The 18,782-nt window shown below is 69.9% G+C and carries 13 protein-coding genes; 12 read left to right on the top strand and 1 reads right to left on the bottom strand.

Going from position 1 to position 18,782, the window contains the following annotated elements:
• The 11 genes from ACH4VO_RS12495 (at position 1) to ACH4VO_RS12445 (ending at position 15,855) form a co-directional block, all read left to right on the top strand.
• Positions 1–561: an ATP/GTP-binding protein gene (locus ACH4VO_RS12495; RefSeq protein WP_360988235.1), complete on the top strand. Its 561-nt coding sequence runs from the start codon at positions 1–3 to the stop codon at positions 559–561.
• Positions 562–571: 10 nt separating this feature from the next.
• Positions 572–1,945: a cytochrome P450 gene (locus tag ACH4VO_RS12490; protein WP_360988233.1), complete on the top strand. Its 1,374-nt coding sequence runs from the start codon at positions 572–574 to the stop codon at positions 1,943–1,945.
• Positions 1,946–2,053: 108 nt separating this feature from the next.
• Positions 2,054–3,301: a cytochrome P450 gene (locus ACH4VO_RS12485; RefSeq protein ID WP_360988231.1), complete on the top strand. Its 1,248-nt coding sequence runs from the start codon at positions 2,054–2,056 to the stop codon at positions 3,299–3,301.
• Complete coding sequence (locus tag ACH4VO_RS12480; protein ID WP_360988229.1) at positions 3,298–4,095, top strand: enoyl-CoA hydratase/isomerase family protein; 798 nt, start codon at positions 3,298–3,300, stop codon at positions 4,093–4,095. Before ACH4VO_RS12485 ends, ACH4VO_RS12480 begins: the two co-directional genes overlap by 4 nt.
• A 917-nt stretch (positions 4,096–5,012) precedes the next feature.
• A complete protein-coding gene (locus ACH4VO_RS12475; protein WP_398440935.1) occupies positions 5,013–6,278 on the top strand; it encodes a DUF6056 family protein in 1,266 nt (421 codons plus the stop codon).
• Positions 6,279–7,254: 976 nt separating this feature from the next.
• The gene (locus ACH4VO_RS12470) at positions 7,255–8,589 is read left to right on the top strand and encodes a DUF4192 domain-containing protein (protein WP_360988225.1); all 1,335 of its coding nucleotides are present in this window, start codon (positions 7,255–7,257) and stop codon (positions 8,587–8,589) included.
• A gap of 151 nt (positions 8,590–8,740) precedes the next feature.
• Positions 8,741–9,505 (top strand): NUDIX domain-containing protein, encoded by a 765-nt coding sequence (locus ACH4VO_RS12465; protein WP_360988223.1) that lies wholly within the window; start codon positions 8,741–8,743, stop codon positions 9,503–9,505.
• A 671-nt stretch (positions 9,506–10,176) separates the two neighbouring features.
• Positions 10,177–11,925, top strand: coding sequence for an ATP-binding cassette domain-containing protein (locus ACH4VO_RS12460; protein ID WP_360988221.1), 1,749 nt, complete (start codon positions 10,177–10,179; stop codon positions 11,923–11,925).
• A 180-nt stretch (positions 11,926–12,105) separates the two neighbouring features.
• Entirely contained in the window at positions 12,106–12,972 is an 867-nt protein-coding gene (locus tag ACH4VO_RS12455) for a FadR/GntR family transcriptional regulator (protein WP_360988367.1), read from the top strand.
• 345 nt (positions 12,973–13,317) lie between these two features.
• Positions 13,318–14,865 (top strand): RNA polymerase sigma factor, encoded by a 1,548-nt coding sequence (locus tag ACH4VO_RS12450; protein ID WP_360988219.1) that lies wholly within the window; start codon positions 13,318–13,320, stop codon positions 14,863–14,865.
• A gap of 159 nt (positions 14,866–15,024) precedes the next feature.
• Entirely contained in the window at positions 15,025–15,855 is an 831-nt protein-coding gene (locus ACH4VO_RS12445; protein WP_360988217.1) for a serine protease, read from the top strand.
• A 110-nt stretch (positions 15,856–15,965) separates the two neighbouring features.
• Here the strand turns inward: ACH4VO_RS12445 and ACH4VO_RS12440 are convergent, their stop codons facing one another.
• The gene (locus tag ACH4VO_RS12440) at positions 15,966–16,196 is read right to left on the bottom strand and encodes a hypothetical protein (protein ID WP_069169156.1); all 231 of its coding nucleotides are present in this window, start codon (positions 16,194–16,196) and stop codon (positions 15,966–15,968) included.
• 448 nt (positions 16,197–16,644) lie between these two features.
• Here ACH4VO_RS12440 and ACH4VO_RS12435 point away from each other — a divergent pair, with 448 nt between their 5' ends.
• On the top strand, positions 16,645–18,771 hold the full coding sequence (locus ACH4VO_RS12435; protein WP_360988215.1) for a DNA topoisomerase IV subunit B: 2,127 nt from the start codon (positions 16,645–16,647) through the stop codon (positions 18,769–18,771).
• Positions 18,772–18,782 lie beyond the last annotated feature (11 nt).

The following is an 18,782-nucleotide window of genomic DNA, read 5'->3' as shown; positions in this document are numbered from 1 at the left end:
GTGTACCTGGATCCAGATGTCTCCCACGCGGTGAAGATCCTCATAGTGGGGCACTTCGGGGTCGGGAAGACCACCTGCATCGGCAGTCTCTCCGAGATCGAGCCGCTGCGGACCGAGGAGGAGATCACCGAGGCCAGCGTGGGCTTCGACGACCTCTCGGGCACGCCCGACAAGACGACCACCACGGTGGCCATGGACTTCGGCCGGCTCACCCTCAGTGACACGCTGGTCCTCTATCTCTTCGGGACGCCCGGCCAGGAGCGTTTCAAGGAGATGTGGGAGGAACTGTCCCGGGGCGCACTGGGTGCGCTGGTGCTCGTCGACCCGGAGCGGCTGCACGAGTCCTTCCCCGTCCTGGACCTCGTCGAGCGCTTCGGCCTGACGTACGCCATCGGGGTCAATCACTTCGAGGGCAACACCGACTACCCGCTCGACGAAGTGCGCGACGCGCTGAACCTCGCCGCGGAGACCCCTGTCGTGAAGTGCGACGTACGGGACGAGCAGTCCTCGGCGCACGCACTCATCACCCTCGTGAAACACCTCATGTCCCTACTCGGCTAGGAGCGCCGTGATGCAACAGCCGCATGACCCCCAGGAGATACCGCCGCCCGGCTGCCCGGCGCACGGTAACGTCCAGCTGTACGGCCCCTCGTTCGGGGCCGACCCCGACGGCCACTACGCGCACCTGCGTTCGTTCGGCCTGAGTGCGCCCGTCGACATCGCTCCGGACGTCCAGGCGGAGCTGGTCACCAGTTACGACGCCGCTCTGTACGTCCTGCAGAACCCGGCGTCCTTCGTCCGCGACTCCCGTCGGTGGAACGCACTGAACGAAGGCCGCGTGCCCGCGGACAGCCCGGCGCTGCCGATGCTGAGCTACCGTCCCAACGCGCTGTTCAGCGACGGCGCGGCACATGCCCGGCTGCGCCAGGCGGTCACCGACAGTCTCGCCACGATCGACGAGCTCAAGCTCGTCCGGCAGACCCAGCAGTCGGCCGACTACCTGATCAGCCGCTTCGGTTCCGAGCCCCGCGGCCAGGCGGAACTCATGTCCGAGTACGCACAGCCCCTTCCGCTGCTGGTGTTCAGCGACCTCTTCGGCTGCCCGCCCGAGATCGGCGACCGCGTGATCGCCGGGATCAGCGGCATCTTCGAGGGCACCCCCGGGGCCGACGAGGTGCTGGGAGGTGCTCTCACCGAGCTGATCGCGCTCAAGAGGCGCCGTCCTGACAGCGACCTGACGACGCGTCTGATGCTGCACCCCGCCCGGCTGAGTGACGAAGAGGTGCTGCACCAGCTCGTGACCCTCCTCTCCGGCGGCACCGCACCGCTGAGCGCCACCATCGGCACCAGTGGCGCGCTGTACCTCGGCGAGGAGTGGCAGAGCGGTCTGCCGGTCGAGGACGCGGTCGCCCAGACCCTGTGGAACTACGCGCCGATCGCCAACTACGCGGCCCACTACCCGACCCATGACGTCGAGCTGGGGGGCAGGACGCTGCGGGCCAACGACCCGGTCCTGATCTCCTTCGCCGCCGCCAACACCGACCCGAAGCTGACCACGCACCGCGAACAGCTCAGTGCCAAGGCGCACCTGGCGTTCGGCGCCGGCCCCCACGCATGCCCCGCCAAGGACCCGGCGTTCATGATCGCGGTGACCGCCGTGGAGACGCTCCTCAACCGGCTGCCCGACGTCGAGCTGCGCGTCCCGTTCAAGACGCTCACCTGGGCGCCGAGCCCGTGGAGCCGGTCGTTGGTGACCCTGCCGATCCGCTTCACCCCGCAGAACATCCCGGTCGCCGCTCCGCCTGCCCGTACGCAGACGACGCAGTCGGTCGCGCAGACGTCATCCACCGGACAGCACGCCGGCTCCCGGCCGGGGTCCGCAGCCTCGTCGCAGCACAAGGGAGGCCTGTTCAGCCGCTTCCTGGCGTGGACGCGGGGGGAGTAGATGGGGCGGGAGTGATTTAAGTAACCTCCCGAACTCGCACGGTTATTGGATGCTCGAACGATCACGCGGGTATGTATGGCGGCTCATGCTCAGAAAGGAGCCGCCATCATGGTGGTTGTCACGACGCCGTCCTCCGACCGCAGGGCGTCCGCCTCTCTCTTCTCGCGGCTGCGGACGGTCAAGGGGCAGGCAGACCCGTTCCCGATCTACGCGGAGCTGCTGTCGAGGGGTGAGGTCATTCCCGCACCCTGGGGCGGATCGGTCGTCACGAGCTTCGCCGTATGTGATCAGATACTGCGCAGCCGTGACTGGCTTGAGCCCGGCAAACGCTGGCGCGAGCGGCAGGGTTCGGGCACACGCTGGAACGCCGCCTCCTCGCGCGAGATGAGCAACACGCTGGCCGCGCTCAATCCCCCGGATCACACAAGGGTCCGCCGGGCCGCTGGCACGTTCGACCGGGCCACGGTGGATCAGATCGGCCGGACGGTGACCCGGACGACGGATCAGCTTCTCGACTCCTTGGCGGAGCGGCTCCGTGACGGCGAGGCGGACTTCTCGGAGCTGGTGGGCGAGAAACTGCCGGTCGCCACCATCGGTGACTGGCTCGGCCTGCCGTCCGCCGACTGGCCGAGGTTGCGCCAGCTGACCCATGATCAGGTGTTCACACAGGAACTGCTGCCCTCGGCGAGCCAGCTGGCCGCGTCCGACGCCGCCACGGCCGAACTTCGTTCCTACTTCACCGAACTGGTGAGCCGGCGGCGCTCACACCCCGGCGACGACCCGGTCTCCCGGTGGATAGAGACGTGGGACGCGATCGAACCCGACCGCGACAAGGCCGACGAGCAGGTCTACTACCTGGTCCTGTTCGTTCTGCTGGCCGCCCTGGAAACGACCGCGACGCTCCTGACGACCATGACACTCCTGCTGGTCGAGAGTCCCGAGCGCTGGCACCAGGTCGCCGACAACCCCGACCTGGTGCCCGCGTTCGTGGAGGAGACTCTGCGTTACGACCCGCCCACCCACGTGATCAGCAGGGTCGCCGCCGAGGACTGCGTACTCGGCGGCATGCAGATCCGCCGGGACGAAATGGTCCACCTCATGGTGGGTGCGGCGCACCGGGACCCCGCCAAGCACAGTGATCCCGATCGCTTCGACCCCTTGCGCAAGGCCGCCCACCTGGCCTTCAGCGGAGGTATCCACTACTGCCTCGGCGCGCCTCTGGCCCGGCTGGAGGCCCAGATCCTTCTCCGTCAACTCATTCGGCGCCTTCCCCGCCTCACTCTTGTGCGTCGCCCGTCGATGGCGCCCCGGGTGGCGTTCCGGCGCCCGCTGAACCTGGATGTCGCCCTCGCATGACCGAAACAGCCCCCGCCCTCGCCCGACCGTCCCGCAAGGCGATACACGTCGAGCAGGACGGTCCCGTACTCCATGTCCGGCTCAATCCCCATGAGCAGGACGACACCCTGAGCGTCGCGGTCCTCGACGACCTCGTCCTCCTCCTCGACGACCTCCACGACCGGCCGGACGTCCGGATCCTGGTCCTCTCGTCCCTGGGCCCGGACTTCTGCCTGGGTGCCGACCGCGACGAGTACCAGGCCGCGCTCCTCGCCGACCCGACCGGAGCCGCCCTGCGGCGGATCGTCGACAAGGCGCACCGTCTGTGCCAGGCGCTGGAGAACACCCACGCGGTCACGATCGCCCGGCTGCACGGCCGGGTGATCGGTGCAGGGCTGGCGCTCGCCTCGTTCTGCGACCTGCGCGCCGGCGCGGACACCAGCCGCTTCCGCATGCCGGAGGTCGGCCTCGGACTCCCGCCTGCCTGGGGAGGTGCGATGGGGCGCCTGGTCGCCGAGGCCGGAGCCGCCCGGATCCGCGAACTCATGCTGACATGTCAGGTGTTCGACGCGAACACCGCCCACAGGCTGGGCATCCTCCACCGGACCGCGCCGCTCGACCAGCTGGACAAGGCGGTCGAGGCCTGGACCAGGCCGCTCCTCCGGCGCTCACCCGAGGCGCTCGTCCTGACCAAGCGCATGCTGGCCGGATACGCACGGGCCGACCGCACCGCAGACGTCTCCCAGCTCGACGCCCACCTTCTGACGGCCCAACTGCAGTGGCAGGGAGGCCAGGGTTCGGCCGCCCCCCGGTGAGACCCGCGCCTGTGTGACCCACGGGACGCCTCCGCCGGTACGGCGCGGGGCCTGACGGGCGGAACGCTCCTGCGGAGCCGTTCCGCCCGTTTCTGTCTCCCCTGTGCGCCGCACGCGCGGGTCGCGGAGGACCACGGGCGAGGTGGCCGGTTCCGGGTCCTTCGCCGGGGCACCCACGCCGGTCCGGATCCCCTCGGGCGAGGCCGTACGGGTCATCCGCAGGCGCGTAGAGGCGCGATTGCGTGCCTCATCCGGCGATTGCGGGTCGAATACGCCTGGGACGTCCCTCATGGATGTGGATGCCCGCTCATGGCGACGGGTGGGCCATGCCGGTGCAGGTGGTGCTCACCGCGCTCCAGGGGCGGTGCCCCCGGACCCGGGGGCGGTGTCCACGACCGCGGTACGGCCAGGTGAGCGTCCGCCGGAACGCTGACGGAAAGGGCGCGGCGTGCGCCTCCGGGCCGCTTCCCGCCCCTGCTCCACGTAGCCGTCACCCGAGTCGAAACGGATATACATTGTCGCCGCTCCTGTCGCGGGTCTCCCCGTCACGCCGGTCTCCTGTCTCCTCGCCCGCGGGGTCACCGGTACCGGCCCTCGGCCGGCCGTCACCGCGAGTCCGGCTCCGCATGCTCCTGACGAAATGCGACGGGCCGAGCTCGCCCCCGGCTGCGGTCGTTCAGTCCACGCAGGCAGTCGAACCCCCGCCGCCGGCCGGTGCCGAGGCCGTCGACCAGGCTGATCGGGATACGGGCCCGCACAGGAGCGCGGGGCGCCCGCACGCCGCCTTCCCCGGCTTCGCCGCCCTGCTCCCGCTCATCCCGCTGGCGCTTCTCGGCGGAGCCTCGTGGTGCGCCCGCTGGGTTCGCCCGAGCGGTGACGAATGGTGCTTCCTGCCCGTCGTGCGTGACGAAGGCTTCATGGCACTGGTCGACCGGTTCTACTTCATGGACAACGGCCGAATCGCCAACGGCGTACTCGTCGCCTCCTACGCCTCGTTCGGAGTGGCAGGCCATCAGTGGTACGCCGGACTCAGCGCCGCCGCGATGCTGGGCCTCCTGTGGATGTGGGTGGCGGCGTTGTCGCGGTGCGCCGGATGGCGGCTGCCCCGGGGGGTCGCGCCCTTCTCCGCCGCGACCGTTCTCGCCGTCTTCTGCCTCGCCTCCACCAACACGTACAAGACCTTCTTCTGGCCGGCCTCTTCGGTTTCTCACACCCTCCCGCCGGTACTCGCACTCGCCGCCACGATTCCCGCCCTGCTGGCGACCTCACGGCGCGGCAGGACCGGCGCCTGCGTGTCCGCAGTCGTCATCGGAGCGATCATCGGCACCCTGTCGGAGGAGACCTCGGTGGTCGCCCTCAGTCTTCTCGCACCGGCCCTGCTGTTGACCCGCCAGGTCTTCCCCACCGGACCGTTCACATTCGTGCGCGCCTGGACGGCTTCCGCCGGGGCGGGGATCCTGCTCGGCACCGCTGTGCTGCTCACCTCGCCCGGCTCGCGGAACCGACGCGCACGTCACCACGCGGACTCCATGGTCGCCCCCGAATCGCTCTCTGCCTCACTGCGGGGATACGGACAGATCATCCACACCGTGGCGACGACCTGGCAGTACCTCGCGGTGATCGCCGTGGGCGTACTGATCGGTGTGGTCGTGCGACGAACGGACGGCGGCGTCCCCCGGCCCGGCCGTACGGCACCCCGGCTGCTCGGGGCCGGTGCGGTGGCGCTGCTCCTCTCCGGATACGTCTGCACGGTGATCACTTATCCCGCGTTCGGTTCTTCGGTCGCCACCGCGAACAGGTTGTGGAACGACTACATCTTTCTGCTCCTCCTTCTGCTCGCCGGCGTGGGCGGCCTGCTGGGAAATCTGGCGGTGCGTCGGCACCACCGCTCCGCGAGACCGGTCAGGGTGGGCGCCGTACTCGTGTGCGTGTACGTCATGTCCGCGCTGGTGGTGTCCCTCTGGGCCCTGGAGTCGGACATGCGCGTGCGCGCCGGAGCCTGGGACAGCCAGGACCACCTCCTGCGTGAACAGGCCGCCGAGGGTGCGACGGTGCTGCCCTACAAGCGGCTTGTCATCAGCAGGATGACGGAGCCCTTCGGTAAGCGGCCGTGGCCGGCCTCCTGCGTAGCCACCTACTACAAGGTGAAGAGGGTGACGGACGCTACGGACCGGGGCAGGTGAGCCGCCGAATCCCACGCCAGATGAGCCGCGAGTCCCACGTCAGGTGTCCCGATCGTCCGCTGCGTGCCGTACGCCCGCTCCGGCAACCGGTCATGCCGCCCGGCGCAGGCGGTGTGCGTGTCCGTGGCGGTACGCGCCCGGCAGTCGCGGGTGAGCCCGGGTGAGGATGCGTTCGGTGTGCGGTGATACGCCCACTGCCCCGCAGATCCTTCATCCCGACGGCCCGCAACCGCTGGACGTCTCCCGGGTGCCGGTCACGGCCGGACGACGACCGGGCTGATGACGCGTCAAGCGTGCGCGTCCTTTCCCCTTTGAGTGAGCACCGCTCAGGGAGCCCCGGAGGAGCAGCGGAAATATGTCCACCAACAGAAGCCGGCACAAGGTGAACCACGTCGCGCTGGTAGGTGACTGTCCAGCGGACACGCCGTCACCCTGGTCGAGAAGGACACCGGCCATGCTTATGCGGGGGACGCGGCGCGCAGTCTCCCGTTCGGTACGGGCCGCCGGGGAAAGGTCTCCGTGAAGGTGGGGAACAATGTCGAGCCGGAGGCCTGCTGGCAGAGCCGTTCGGCTACCAGGAAGCTCAAGCCGAGGACGCGTCCGCTCATCGTGCTCCGAGATCGAGGAGCCACCTCGCGGAAGCGGGGGCACGGAGTGCCCGCCCGCTGTCCTGTCGGGCGCTGACCTGCGCGGGGACGGCCTCGCGCGGTGGTGGGCCGACGGCTGGGGCCGTACTCCCGCGCCGTCGCGGGGGGCAAGGGCGACTGAATGTCGGTGAGCTGCCGGAATTGGCCGGGAGGAATGCCGGCCGCCAGCCGGTCGGGGATCTTCGACTGCGCATAACAGCCGGGGGTCTGCGGTGGTCATGGCCCCATGCAATCCGATTCCTGAAGAATAGGCGAACGACCGTCGACCCCTGTGGATAAAGTTATCCACAGGGGTCGCGGAATGTGGCGGCTCGCGGGACGGTCGTGCCATGAACAAGCACAACGAAACCACCGGGCCTTCCGAACAGCAGCAGATCACCCTGCGCAGTCCTGCGGAACTCGCCGACGCGCTCCCCTACCTGATGGGCTTCCACCCAGACGACAGTGTCGTCATGGTGGCCCTCCACGGGGGTCGCGGCCGGTTCGGCGGCCGGCTCAGGCTGGGCATCCCGCAGTCCCCGCAGGAATGGGCACCGGTCGCGGACCACCTCGCGCGCAGCCTGATCCAGGGGAGCGAGCGGCGCGAGGCGCGTCCGGACGCGATTGTCGTCTTCCTCTGCCAGGACCCCATCGAGGGGGAGAGCGCCGACGAGACGATGGAGCGGCTGAGGCCGCTGGCACAGAGTCTGCGCACGGCCTGCGGAGCGCTCGATGTTCCCGTACTGGAAGCGCTCTGCATCTCTGACGGACGGTACTGGTCGTACTGCTGCCCCGATGAACGTTGCTGCCCGCCCGAGGGCAATCCCCTGGCCCTTCCCGGTACGACGGTGATGGCGGCGGCGGCCGCCTATGCGGGCATGCAGGTGCGTGGGTCCCTGCGGGACATGGAGAAGCGGCTCATGCCCTCCGGATCCCTGGCAGTGGCCGAACAGGAGCGCGCACTGGACTCGGCCGGTGCGATTCTCGTCTCCGAGATCCTCGATGTCAGGGGAAGGGGTGTGGTCGCGGCGCGGACGCTGGCTCTCGCGCGTGAGCTCCTGGAGCGGCTCCGAGGTGCGCCGGCGGTGGCTCCGGCCGAGGCGGACGCGTGTGACGACCGCCTGATCGAGGCGGAGGAGGCCGCGGCGGTGATCCTCGGCCTTCAGGACCGTGAGACCAGGGACATGGCCGCGGAGTGGATGGAGGGCCGTGAGGCGGGCGCGGCGCTGCGCCTGTGGCGGGCGCTGGCCCGCCGGTGCGTCGGCCCGTACGTGGAACATTCCGCCGCACCGCTCACGCTGGCGGGCTGGGTCTCCTGGTCCACCGGCGACGAGGCAGGCGCCCGTGTGGCCCTGGGACTCGCCCTTCGGGCCGACCCCGACTACACCTTCGCGCAACTGCTGCACCAGGCGTGCAACCAGGGCCTCGACCCGGAGACGCTGCGCCGCTGCCTCCGTGAGGAGAGCAGCCTGCGCACCGCGCGCGGCCGCCTCGGCGCGCAGGACGGACAGCAGGCGGGGCATACGGCGGCACAACCGGGTCCCGGGCTCGGTGGGACCCCGGCCCCGCCCCGCAGGCACACGACGGGATCGTCGCCCGACTCCGCCCGTCCGGGCTCGACCGCCCGTCGCCGGACCCGAGACTGCCGACGGCAGGGGCGGAGGGGGGCCAGGAGCAGGCGCTGAACGACTGTCCACGGCCCGAACGCGCCCGGGAGCGGACGAGCGGAGGAGCGGAGAGGCGTGGCAGCAGACGAGTGGACGGCGGCAGGCAGGGCGCGTGGGCAACATTCCGGAAGGGAGTGTTTATCGTCAGGCAGACGACTATGATCTCGGCATGCCGCCCTACGACCCGTCGACCTTCCCGCCCTTCGCCGTCACCGTCGACCTGGTTGTGCTCACGGTGCGCCGCCACGCACTCTGCGCCTTGGTGGTGCGCCGGGGTGAGCCGCCGTTCCAGGGGAGGTGGGCACTACCGGGCGGATTCGTCAGGAAGGACGAGGATCTCGGCGCCGCGGCAGCGCGGGAGCTCGTCGAGGAGACCGGGCTCTGTGCCCATGATCCGTCGACCCCCTCGGCCGGGAACGGCGCTCACCTCGAGCAGTTGGCCACCTACGGGGATCCGGGGCGCGATCCTCGCATGAGAGTCGTCAGTGTCGCCCACCTCGCGCTGGCCCCGGACCTCCCCGCGCCCCGGGCGGGCGGTGACGCGAACAGTGCGCGCTGGGCGCCCGTGGACGATCTGCTCGGTCTCGATGGGATCTCCCGGCGTGACGGCGAGCAGCCCGCACCGCTCGCCTTCGACCATGCGCGGATCCTCGGCGACGGTGTGGAGCGGGCACGCTCCAAGATCGAGTACTCCTCGCTGGCCACGGCGTTCTGTCCCCCCGAGTTCACGGTCGGCGAGCTGCGCAGGGTCTACGAAGCGGTGTGGGGAGTGGTCCTGGACCCGCGGAACTTCCACCGCAAGGTCACTGGCACACCGGGCTTTCTGGTGCCGTCCGGGGGGACGACGACGCGGCAGGGCGGCCGGCCCGCGCAGCTCTTCCGGGCGGGGGCCGCCACCGTACTCAACCCGCCGATGCTGAGGCCCGAAGTCTGAAGGTGCCCGTGTCCGGAGCGTGTTCACCCTCCGAACCGGAACGTGCCCGACGTCACCGCCTGAGCAGGGCCTCCTGTCCGCATCCGGGCCGGCGCCTCCATCAGGGCCCGGGCGGTGGGCTCCGCGACGGAATGCGGGCAGGCCCCTCCGTCGGCTTCCGTTCGGCACCCGGGCGGCACTCGGGCGGGCTTCCGTTCGGCACCCGGGCAGGCTCTCATCGGCACTCGGCACTCGGCACTCGGCACTCGGCACTCGGCACTCGGAACCCGGCACCCGGCACCCGGCACCCGGGCAGGCTCCTGTCGGAAACCGGACGTGCAGCCTGTCGGTGTCTCGGCATGCGTCCCTCTCCAGCGGCGTGTCCGCAGTCGGAGCCGAGGCGGCCCCTGGCAGGTCCTCGAAGTCCGCGCCGTTCAGGCGTGAACCGAGGGCGCTCGCCGTGGAGGGCCGCAACCTCCGCCCTGTTCGAGCAAGGGCGGACACCCGTTGTCGGAACCCGAAACGCCCGCCGTCGGGCGCCCGGCATCCGCACTGTTCGAGCCTGAGCGGGGCGGCTGTCCCTCTCACGAGGCACGCAACGGGACAACGCTGCAACAAAAGTCCTAAATGTCGCGTTATCGTGCTGAGGAACCCACCCTGCCGCCGAGCGGTCACCCTCCGCGAGAGAAGCGATGCTCCAGGCCATCGGACTCACCAGCGCCCCTCGCCGCGACCTCCCCTCCGTCGTGGACGACCTCACCTTCGAAGCCCCTCCCGGCCGCGTCACCGCACTCCTCGGCGCCCCGGGCTCCGGCAAGACCACGGCCCTGCGCCTCATGCTCGAGCTCGAACCCGGGCGGGGCGTCACGTACTTCAGGGGCCGGCCCCTGCACCGTATCCGCCACCCCGCCCGCGAGGTCGGAGTGCTGCTCGGCGACGTACCGGGCCATCCCGCGCGCACCGCCCGCGGCCAGTTGCGCATGCTCTGTGCCGCTGCGGGGGTCCCCGCGTCGCGGGCCGACGAACTGCTGGAGGTCGTCGGCCTCGCCGGGCTCGGGGACCAGCGCATCGCCACACTCTCGGTCGGCATGGACCGTCGGCTCGGCCTCGCCTCCGCGCTGCTCGGCGATCCGCACACGCTCGTCCTGGACGATCCCGCCCGGGGTCTCTCGCCGCGGGAGAGGAGCTGGCTGTACGGACTTCTGCGCGCCCACGCCGCCGAGGGCGGCACCGTCCTGCACGTCACCGGTGACCCGAAGGAGGCGGCCCGCACGGCAGACCGCGTGGTCACCATCGACGAGGGTCGCATCGTCGCCGACCAGGACGTCGCCGCCTTCTCCCGCACGCGCCTGCGGCCCAGGGTCGCCGTACGGACGCCGCACGCCGCGCGGCTGGTCGCCGTGGTGAACCGTGAGGCGCGTGCCGCCCGGCGTTCCGTGGAGGTGGTCGCCGAGGACGGCAGCCGGCTCTCCGTGTACGGCAGCAGCTGTGCGGAGATCGGCGACACGGCGTACCGGCACGGTGTCCCCGTGCACCAACTCGCCGACGAGACCGGTGACGCCGGCCCGCTCGCCGCCGCCGGCGGCCCGGACGGCCGTCCCGCCGTACCGAAGCCGGATTCGGCCGTCGCCGTTTCCGAGCTGCCGCCGCCCATCCACGTACGGCCGGTCCGCGGCCCCCTCCGGCCTCTGCGCTACGAGCTCCGGCGTCTCTTCGGGGTCAGGACAACCACCCTGATCATGGCGGCCGTTCTCGTCCTCTCGGTGTGCCTCTCCGTCGTGCTGGCCCGCTCGGGCCGCACGCCCCTGCCCGGCCTGCTGGTGGCCTGGCCCGGGTTGCTGCCCCTGCCTCCCGCCGCGTTCGGTGCCGGCCTGCTCGGCGCTCTCTCCTTCGGTGACGAGTTCCGCTACCCGGCGCTCGCCGCGGGTCGGGGCACGGTTCCCCGGCGCCTGGGTCTCCTGTTCGCCAAGCTCGTCGTCTCCGCGGGCGTCGCGCTCCTGCTGGCCGCCCTTTCGGTGCTGGCGGACGCTCAGGCGCTACGCCTTTTCTACGGAGCCGACTTGGTGAAGGTCCCTGCCGACGCAGGTCGGCTGGCGGCTAGTTGGGCCGGGCTGTCGGTCGGCTGTGCCTGGGCGGGGCTGCTGGCGGCCGGCGTCTTCCGGCTGGCGGCCGCAGGGGTCGCCGCGGTGCTGGCAGTACCCGTTCTCGTCGTGCCGGTGGTGCAGAGGCTTCTTGCGGAGCCGTCCGCCCGTTCGATCGCCGGATTCCCCGGCCGGCTCCGTGAATTCTCCTGGCTCCAGTGGCCTTACCAGGCGGACCGGTGGGCCATGGCCGCCGTGCGGGTCGTGACCCAACCCGTCGGCCTGGCACTCTCCTTGTCGTTGTCTGCCCTGATCTGCGCTTACGCCTTCACCAGCCTCCGGGGGAGGGCGCGTTGGTGAGCGCCGTGCCGATGGCGCGCGGGCATGAGGAGCAACTCGCCTGAAACTGTGCGATTTCAACCTGTATGGCGTCAATTGAGAGGCGGGTGCCGATCACCCTTTCGTGTGCTTTTCACCAAAGACCTCAAGGGCCGGCCGGGCGAGGCCGACAAAGGATGCGTGAGTACCCTTGCGCACACCATGATGACCGCCGCCCGCTCTGCCGACTCCGGCATTGCCGATCCGGGCGAAATCGACCGCTATCCCTACACGGAGTCCCCGGCCGGCGAGCGGGCCGCTCTGCGCCCATGGGGAGGTGCTGAATCCGATCTCGGGAGGGCCGGCCGACGCGGCACCGCCAGTCGAGGTCGTGGACTCCACGGCCAACTGGTCCAGCAGCTCGGCCAGATGATCGTTTCCGGTGACCTCGGCGCCGACCGACCGCTCGTGCCGGAGGAGATCGGTCAGCGATTCGAGGTCTCCCGCACCGTCGTGAGGGAATCCCTGCGCGTCCTCGAGGCCAAGGGCCTGGTCAGTGCCCGGCCCAACGTGGGTACCCGGGTGCGGCCGGTCAGTGACTGGAACCTTCTGGACCCCGACATCATCGAATGGAGAGCTTTCGGTCCCCAGCGTGACGACCAGCGCCGCGAGCTGGCCGAGCTCCGGTGGACGATCGAGCCGCTCGCCGCCCGGCTGGCCGCCGGTCACGGGCGGGAGGACATCCAGCACCGCCTCAGCGAGATGATCGAGATCATGGGACACGCGATGGGGCAGGGTGATGCCCTCACCTTCTCCCGCGCCGACGCGGAGTTCCACGCCCTGCTCATCCAGGCGGCGGGCAACCGCATGCTCGAACACCTGTCCGGCATCGTCTCGGCCGCCCTGCATGTGTCCGGGGCGCCCGTCACGGGTTGCGACCGTCCCGCCGAGGCGTCGCTCGGCCATCACGCGCGGATCGTGGCGGCACTGGCTTCGGGGGATTCGGCGGGCGCCGAGGCTGCGATGCGTCAGTTGCTCGTCGGTCACCTCGATGTGGAACGCGTGGTTCCCGCACCCCGCGAACACTGAGCGCGGCGCGTCCGGCGCGTCCGGCGCGTCCCGCGTCGTGCGGCGTGCGGCGTGTGCCGCCGGGCCCCTCCGGCCTGGCGGCATAATTGTACGTATATATGGTTTCTGGTGCGGTTGGTCGCGCATGGGGTGTGACTGGGGCCACGCGAATTGGGCGTAACGCTCCTCGAAACAGTGCGATGACCTAAGAGGTGACCGCCGCAGGAATACAGCAGCCGCACAGTGCGCTGTCCAGTTCCGAGGCCAAGCCCGCGCCGTCGGCGACATCCCCAGCCGCCGGTCGTCGGTTCCAGCCCCCTCCGGGGAGGGACCGGAAGCCGTTTCCATCGTTCCGAGAGGTTGTTCGTGTCGGCCAGCACATCCCGTACGCTCCCGCCGGAGATCGCCGAGTCCGCATCTGTGATGGCGCTCATCGAGCGGGGAAAGGCTGATGGGCAGATCGCCGGCGATGACGTGCGTCGGGCCTTCGAGGCTGACCAGATTCCGCCAACCCAGTGGAAGAACGTTCTGCGCAGCCTCAACCAGATCCTCGAGGAAGAGGGTGTGACGCTGATGGTCAGTGCCGCGGAGTCGCCGAAGCGCGCCCGCAAGAGCGTCGCAGCGAAGAGCCCGGTCAAGCGCACCGCCGGCAAGACCGTCGCGGCCAAGACGACCGTGACCCGGACCGTCGCGGCCACCGCCGCTCCCGCGGCCGGGAGCGCGGACCCGGCGGCCGACGACGCTGCCGTCGCCGCTCCCGCGAAGAAGACCGCGGCGAAGAAGACGGTCGCGAAGAAGACCGCCGCGAAGAAGACCGCGGCGAAGAAGACCACGGCCAAGAAGGCCGGCAAGCAGGACGACGAGCTCCTCGACGGTGACGAGGCGCCCGAAGAGGTCAAGGCCGGCAAGGGCGAGGAAGAGGAGGGCGAGGGCGAGAACAAGGGCTTCGTCCTCTCCGACGACGACGAGGACGACGCGCCCGCGCAGCAGGTCGCCGTCGCCGGCGCCACGGCCGACCCGGTCAAGGACTACCTCAAGCAGATCGGCAAGGTCCCCCTCCTCAACGCCGAGCAGGAGGTCGAGCTCGCCAAGCGCATCGAGGCCGGCCTCTTCGCCGAGGACAAGCTCGCCAACGCGGACAAGCTCGCGCCGAAGCTCAAGCGCGAACTGGAGATCATCGCCGAGGACGGCCGCCGGGCCAAGAACCACCTGCTGGAGGCCAACCTCCGTCTCGTGGTCTCGCTGGCCAAGCGTTACACCGGCCGTGGCATGCTCTTCCTGGACCTGATCCAGGAGGGCAACCTCGGTCTGATCCGCGCGGTGGAGAAGTTCGACTACACCAAGGGCTACAAGTTCTCGACGTACGCCACCTGGTGGATCCGCCAGGCGATCACCCGCGCCATGGCCGACCAGGCCCGCACCATCCGTATCCCGGTGCACATGGTCGAGGTCATCAACAAGCTCGCCCGTGTGCAGCGTCAGATGCTCCAGGACCTGGGCCGTGAGCCCACCCCGGAGGAACTGGCCAAGGAACTCGACATGACCCCGGAGAAGGTCATCGAGGTCCAGAAGTACGGCCGCGAGCCGATCTCCCTCCACACCCCGCTGGGTGAGGACGGCGACAGTGAGTTCGGAGACCTGATCGAGGACTCCGAGGCGGTCGTCCCTGCCGACGCGGTCAGTTTCACCCTGCTCCAGGAGCAGCTGCACTCCGTCCTGGACACCCTGTCCGAGCGGGAGGCGGGTGTGGTGTCGATGCGCTTCGGTCTCACCGACGGTCAGCCCAAGACGCTCGACGAGATCGGCAAGGTCTACGGGGTGACGCGTGAGCGCATCCGGCAGATCGAGTCCAAGACGATGTCGAAGCTGCGTCACCCGTCACGTTCGCAGGTGCTGCGCGACTACCTCGACTAGGCATCGCGGCTACGCCGACCAGGCATCGCGGACGGACACCGACCGGGGCTCCTGACCTTTCACAGGTCGGGGGCCCCGGTCCGTGTGCGTGCGGGTGCGGCCCGTGCCGGCCCGGATGACGCTGAGTGGGCACTGTTCACCTCGGCGTCAGGAGACCTCATGCCCCGCGTTGCCGCCCGTGTGCTCACTGTGACCTCCGCGCTCGCGGCCCTCACGGCCGCGATACCGCTCGCACCCGCGGGCCGGGCCTCCGCGGACAGCATCGTCGTCGGCGGTCGGCCCGTTCCGGTGGCGGACAGTCCCTGGACCGTCGCTCTGGCCAGCCGTGACCGGTTCGGGGGAACCCGCGCGGGTCAGTTCTGCGGTGCCGTGGCGGTCGCGCCGGACAAGGTGCTGACGGCCGCGCACTGCCTGAGGCAGGACGTCCTGGGCTCCGAGGTCTCGGAGGTGCCCGACCTGAGCGTCATCGCGGGCCGGGACGAGCTGAGCGGCCCGGGGGGCCAGGAGATCCCCGTGCGGTCCGCGTGGATCAACCCCGCCTACGACTCCGGTTCGAACGCCGGCGACCTGGCCGTCCTGACCCTGTCTCGTTCGCTGCCGGCCGGCAGCGCCATTTCGATGGCAGCGGACGGTGACCCGGCCTACGAGCCGGGGACGCCCGCGACCGTGTACGGCTGGGGGGACACGACCGGCTCCGGCGCCTACGCGTCGGTGCTGCACGCCGCCGATGTGGACGTGCTGGCCGACGGCGACTGTGCCCGCGCCTACCCCGGCGGTGCGAAGGGCGCGTACGACGCCTCGTCGATGCTCTGCGCCGGGAGGACGGCGGGAGGGCGGGACGCCTGCCAGGGGGACAGCGGCGGCCCGCTGGTGGCCCGTGGACGGCTTGTCGGGCTTGTCTCGTGGGGGAGCGGCTGCGGGAGCCCCACGGCACCGGGCGTGTACACCCGTGTCTCGGCCGCGATCCGCTGGATGGCGGCCGAGGGCTGAGCCGGCACCCCGGGAGCTTCCCGGGGACATGAGAACGGGCGGTCTCCCCATGGGAGACCGCCCGTCGGCCGGTCCTGGACCGAACCCTGGCTCGTCGTGGATGCGAGGTGTCAGTGTTCCTCGTCGGCTGCACCGGCCTGCACGGCAGTGAGCCGATCCGTCTCATCCTGTATTTCCGCGGCGATCTTCTTGAGTTCCGGCTCGAACTTGCGACCGTGGTGGGCGCAGAAGAGCAGTTCACCGCCGCTGATCAGGACGACGCGCAGATAGGCCTGGGCGCCGCAACGGTCACAGCGGTCTGCTGCGGTCAGCGGGCTCGCGGGGGTCAGAACAGTAGTCACGTCGCCTCTTCTCTAGCTCGACGAGCTGTCGTACCAGGGTCAACATCCAACCAGGCCGAAAACGTTCCCGCTCGTGGCTTTTATTCGAAACTTCTTCTCGGGATGGCTGTCAGTTGCCGGTTGGCGGCGAATGTGCCGTATTGCGTAGCGCTACGGTTTCGCTTTGCTTGTGTGGGGCTTGCAGGGGGTGGGACCGTCCGCCGGCCGGCTTGCCGGTTGTTCATGAGGACGTGCCCGGAGCCTAAATGGTTCATGCCTCGAAGGGAACGTGATGTGCACGTCACTCCATCGAATGATCGAACGTCTATGCGAGGCTGGACTAGCATGATGATTCCCCCTGGGTGGCGTTACAACCGCTCTACCAGGCCTCTGTAGGCTCTCAGCGGCTACCGATGCCGAGCCCGCCACCCACTGGGCCCCACTTGAAATTCAGCGAGGAGCGAACCGCGTGACCGCCGATTCCGTGCCGTCCACTGCGCTGCTGACCGGAGCAGGCGGCGCAGACAGGGACAGCTCCAACTACACCGCGCGGCATCTTCTCGTGCTCGAGGGGCTCGAAGCGGTCCGCAAGCGCCCCGGGATGTACATCGGGTCCACGGACAGCCGGGGGCTCCTGCACTGCCTCTGGGAGATCATCGACAACTCCGTCGACGAGGCGCTCGGCGGCTACTGCGACACCATCGAGGTGATCCTCCACGACGACACCTCCGTCGAGGTCCGGGACAACGGCCGGGGCATCCCGGTCGACGTCGAGCCCAAGACCGGCCTCTCCGGGGTCGAGGTCGTCATGACCAAGCTGCACGCCGGTGGCAAGTTCGGCGGCGGCTCCTATGCCGCCTCCGGCGGCCTGCACGGCGTCGGCGCCTCGGTCGTGAACGCGCTCTCCGCGCGGCTTGACGTCGAGGTCGACCGCAACGGCGCGACCCACGCGATCAGCTTCCGGCGTGGTGTCCCGGGCATGTTCACGGAGCAGGGGCCGGACAGCCCCTTCGATCCGGCCAACGGCCTGCGCAAGGCGAAGCGGGTGCCCAAGACGCGTACGGGTACCCGGGTGCGGTACTGGGCGGACCGCCAGATCTTCCTCAAGGACGCCAAACTCAACCTCGAGACGCTCTACCAGCGCGCTCGCCAGACCGCCTTCCTGGTCCCCGGCCTCACCATCGTCGTGCGCGACGAGCGGGGGATCGACGGCGAGGGCAAGACCGAGGAGACCTTCCGCTTCGACGGAGGCATCAGCGAGTTCTGCGAGTACCTGGCGCAGGACAAGGCCGTCTGCGACGTCCAGCGCCTGACCGGGACGGGGACGTTCAAGGAGACCGTGCCGGTCCTGGACGACCGCGGCCACATGACGGCGACCGAGGTCACCCGGGAACTGGGCGTCGACATCGCGTTGCGCTGGGGCACCGGGTACGACACGACGGTCAGGTCCTTCGTCAACATCATCGCCACCCCCAAGGGGGGCACTCATGTGTCCGGTTTCGAGCGCTCCCTCACCAAGACCGTCAACGAGGCGCTGCGCTCCGCCAAGCTGCTCCGCGTCGCGGAGGACGACATCGTCAAGGACGACGCCCTCGAAGGCCTCACCGCGGTCGTGACCGTCCGTCTGGCCGAGCCGCAGTTCGAAGGCCAGACCAAGGAGGTCCTGGGCACCTCGGCGGCCAACCGGATCGTGGCCAACGTGGTGGCCAAGGAGCTGAAGGCCTTCCTGACCTCCACCAAGCGCGATGCCAAGGCCCAGGCCAGGGCGGTGCTGGACAAGGCGGTCGCCGCCGCCCGGACCCGGATCGCGGCACGCCAGCACAAGGACGCGCAGCGCCGCAAGACCGCGCTCGAGTCCTCCTCGCTGCCCGCCAAACTCGCCGACTGCCGCAGCGACGACGTGGAGCGCAGCGAGCTCTTCATCGTGGAGGGCGACTCGGCACTCGGTACGGCCAAGCTGGCCCGCAACAGCGAGTTCCAGGCACTGCTCCCGATCCGGGGGAAGATCCTCAACGTCCAGAAGGCCTCGGTCTCGGACATGCTCAAGAACGCCGAGTGCGGGGCGATCATCCAGGTCATAGGGGCAGGGTCCGGCCGGACGTTCGACATCGACGCGGCGCGGTACGGCAAGATCGTCCTGCTCGTCGACGCCGACGTGGACGGGGCGCACATCCGCATCCTGCTGCTGACGCTCTTCCAGCGGTACATGCGGCCGATGGTCGAGGCGGGCCGGGTCTTCGCGGCCGTGCCCCCGCTGCACCGGATCGAACTCGTCCAGCCCAAGAAGGGCCAGGACAAGTACATCTACACGTACTCGGACAACGAGCTGCGCCAGACCCTGCTGGAGTTCCAGCGGAAGAACATCCGGTTCAAGGACTCGATCCAGCGGTACAAGGGACTGGGCGAGATGGACGCGGACCAGCTGGCGGAGACGACGATGGACCCCCGCCACCGCACCCTGCGGCGGATCAACATCGGCGACCTCGAATCCGCCGAGCAGGTCTTCGACCTCCTGATGGGCAACGAGGTCGCGCCCCGCAAGGAGTTCATCACCAGCTCGGCGGCCACGCTGGACCGCTCGCGCATCGACGTCTGACGGTGCCCCCC

It is taken from the genome of Streptomyces sp. NPDC020780 (assembly GCF_044334475.1).
GTDB lineage: Bacteria > Actinomycetota > Actinomycetes > Streptomycetales > Streptomycetaceae > Streptomyces.
The sequence above is the reverse complement of the archived record's forward strand: the minus strand, read 5'-3'. Positions and strand labels throughout refer to the sequence as shown.

Excerpts from the sequence above, each read along its gene's own strand:
- ACH4VO_RS12480 (WP_360988229.1), top strand. The coding sequence starts at position 3,298 with ATGACCGAAACAGCCCCCGCCCTCGCCCGACCGTCCCGCAAGGCGATA.
- ACH4VO_RS12470 (WP_360988225.1), top strand. The coding sequence starts at position 7,255 with ATGAACAAGCACAACGAAACCACCGGGCCTTCCGAACAGCAGCAGATC.
- ACH4VO_RS12475 (WP_398440935.1), top strand. The coding sequence starts at position 5,013 with ATGGCACTGGTCGACCGGTTCTACTTCATGGACAACGGCCGAATCGCC.
- ACH4VO_RS12485 (WP_360988231.1), top strand. The coding sequence starts at position 2,054 with ATGGTGGTTGTCACGACGCCGTCCTCCGACCGCAGGGCGTCCGCCTCT.
- ACH4VO_RS12465 (WP_360988223.1), top strand. The coding sequence starts at position 8,741 with ATGCCGCCCTACGACCCGTCGACCTTCCCGCCCTTCGCCGTCACCGTC.
- ACH4VO_RS12455 (WP_360988367.1), top strand. The coding sequence starts at position 12,106 with ATGATGACCGCCGCCCGCTCTGCCGACTCCGGCATTGCCGATCCGGGC.
- ACH4VO_RS12460 (WP_360988221.1), top strand. The coding sequence starts at position 10,177 with ATGCTCCAGGCCATCGGACTCACCAGCGCCCCTCGCCGCGACCTCCCC.
- ACH4VO_RS12445 (WP_360988217.1), top strand. The coding sequence starts at position 15,025 with ATGCCCCGCGTTGCCGCCCGTGTGCTCACTGTGACCTCCGCGCTCGCG.
- ACH4VO_RS12490 (WP_360988233.1), top strand. The coding sequence starts at position 572 with ATGCAACAGCCGCATGACCCCCAGGAGATACCGCCGCCCGGCTGCCCG.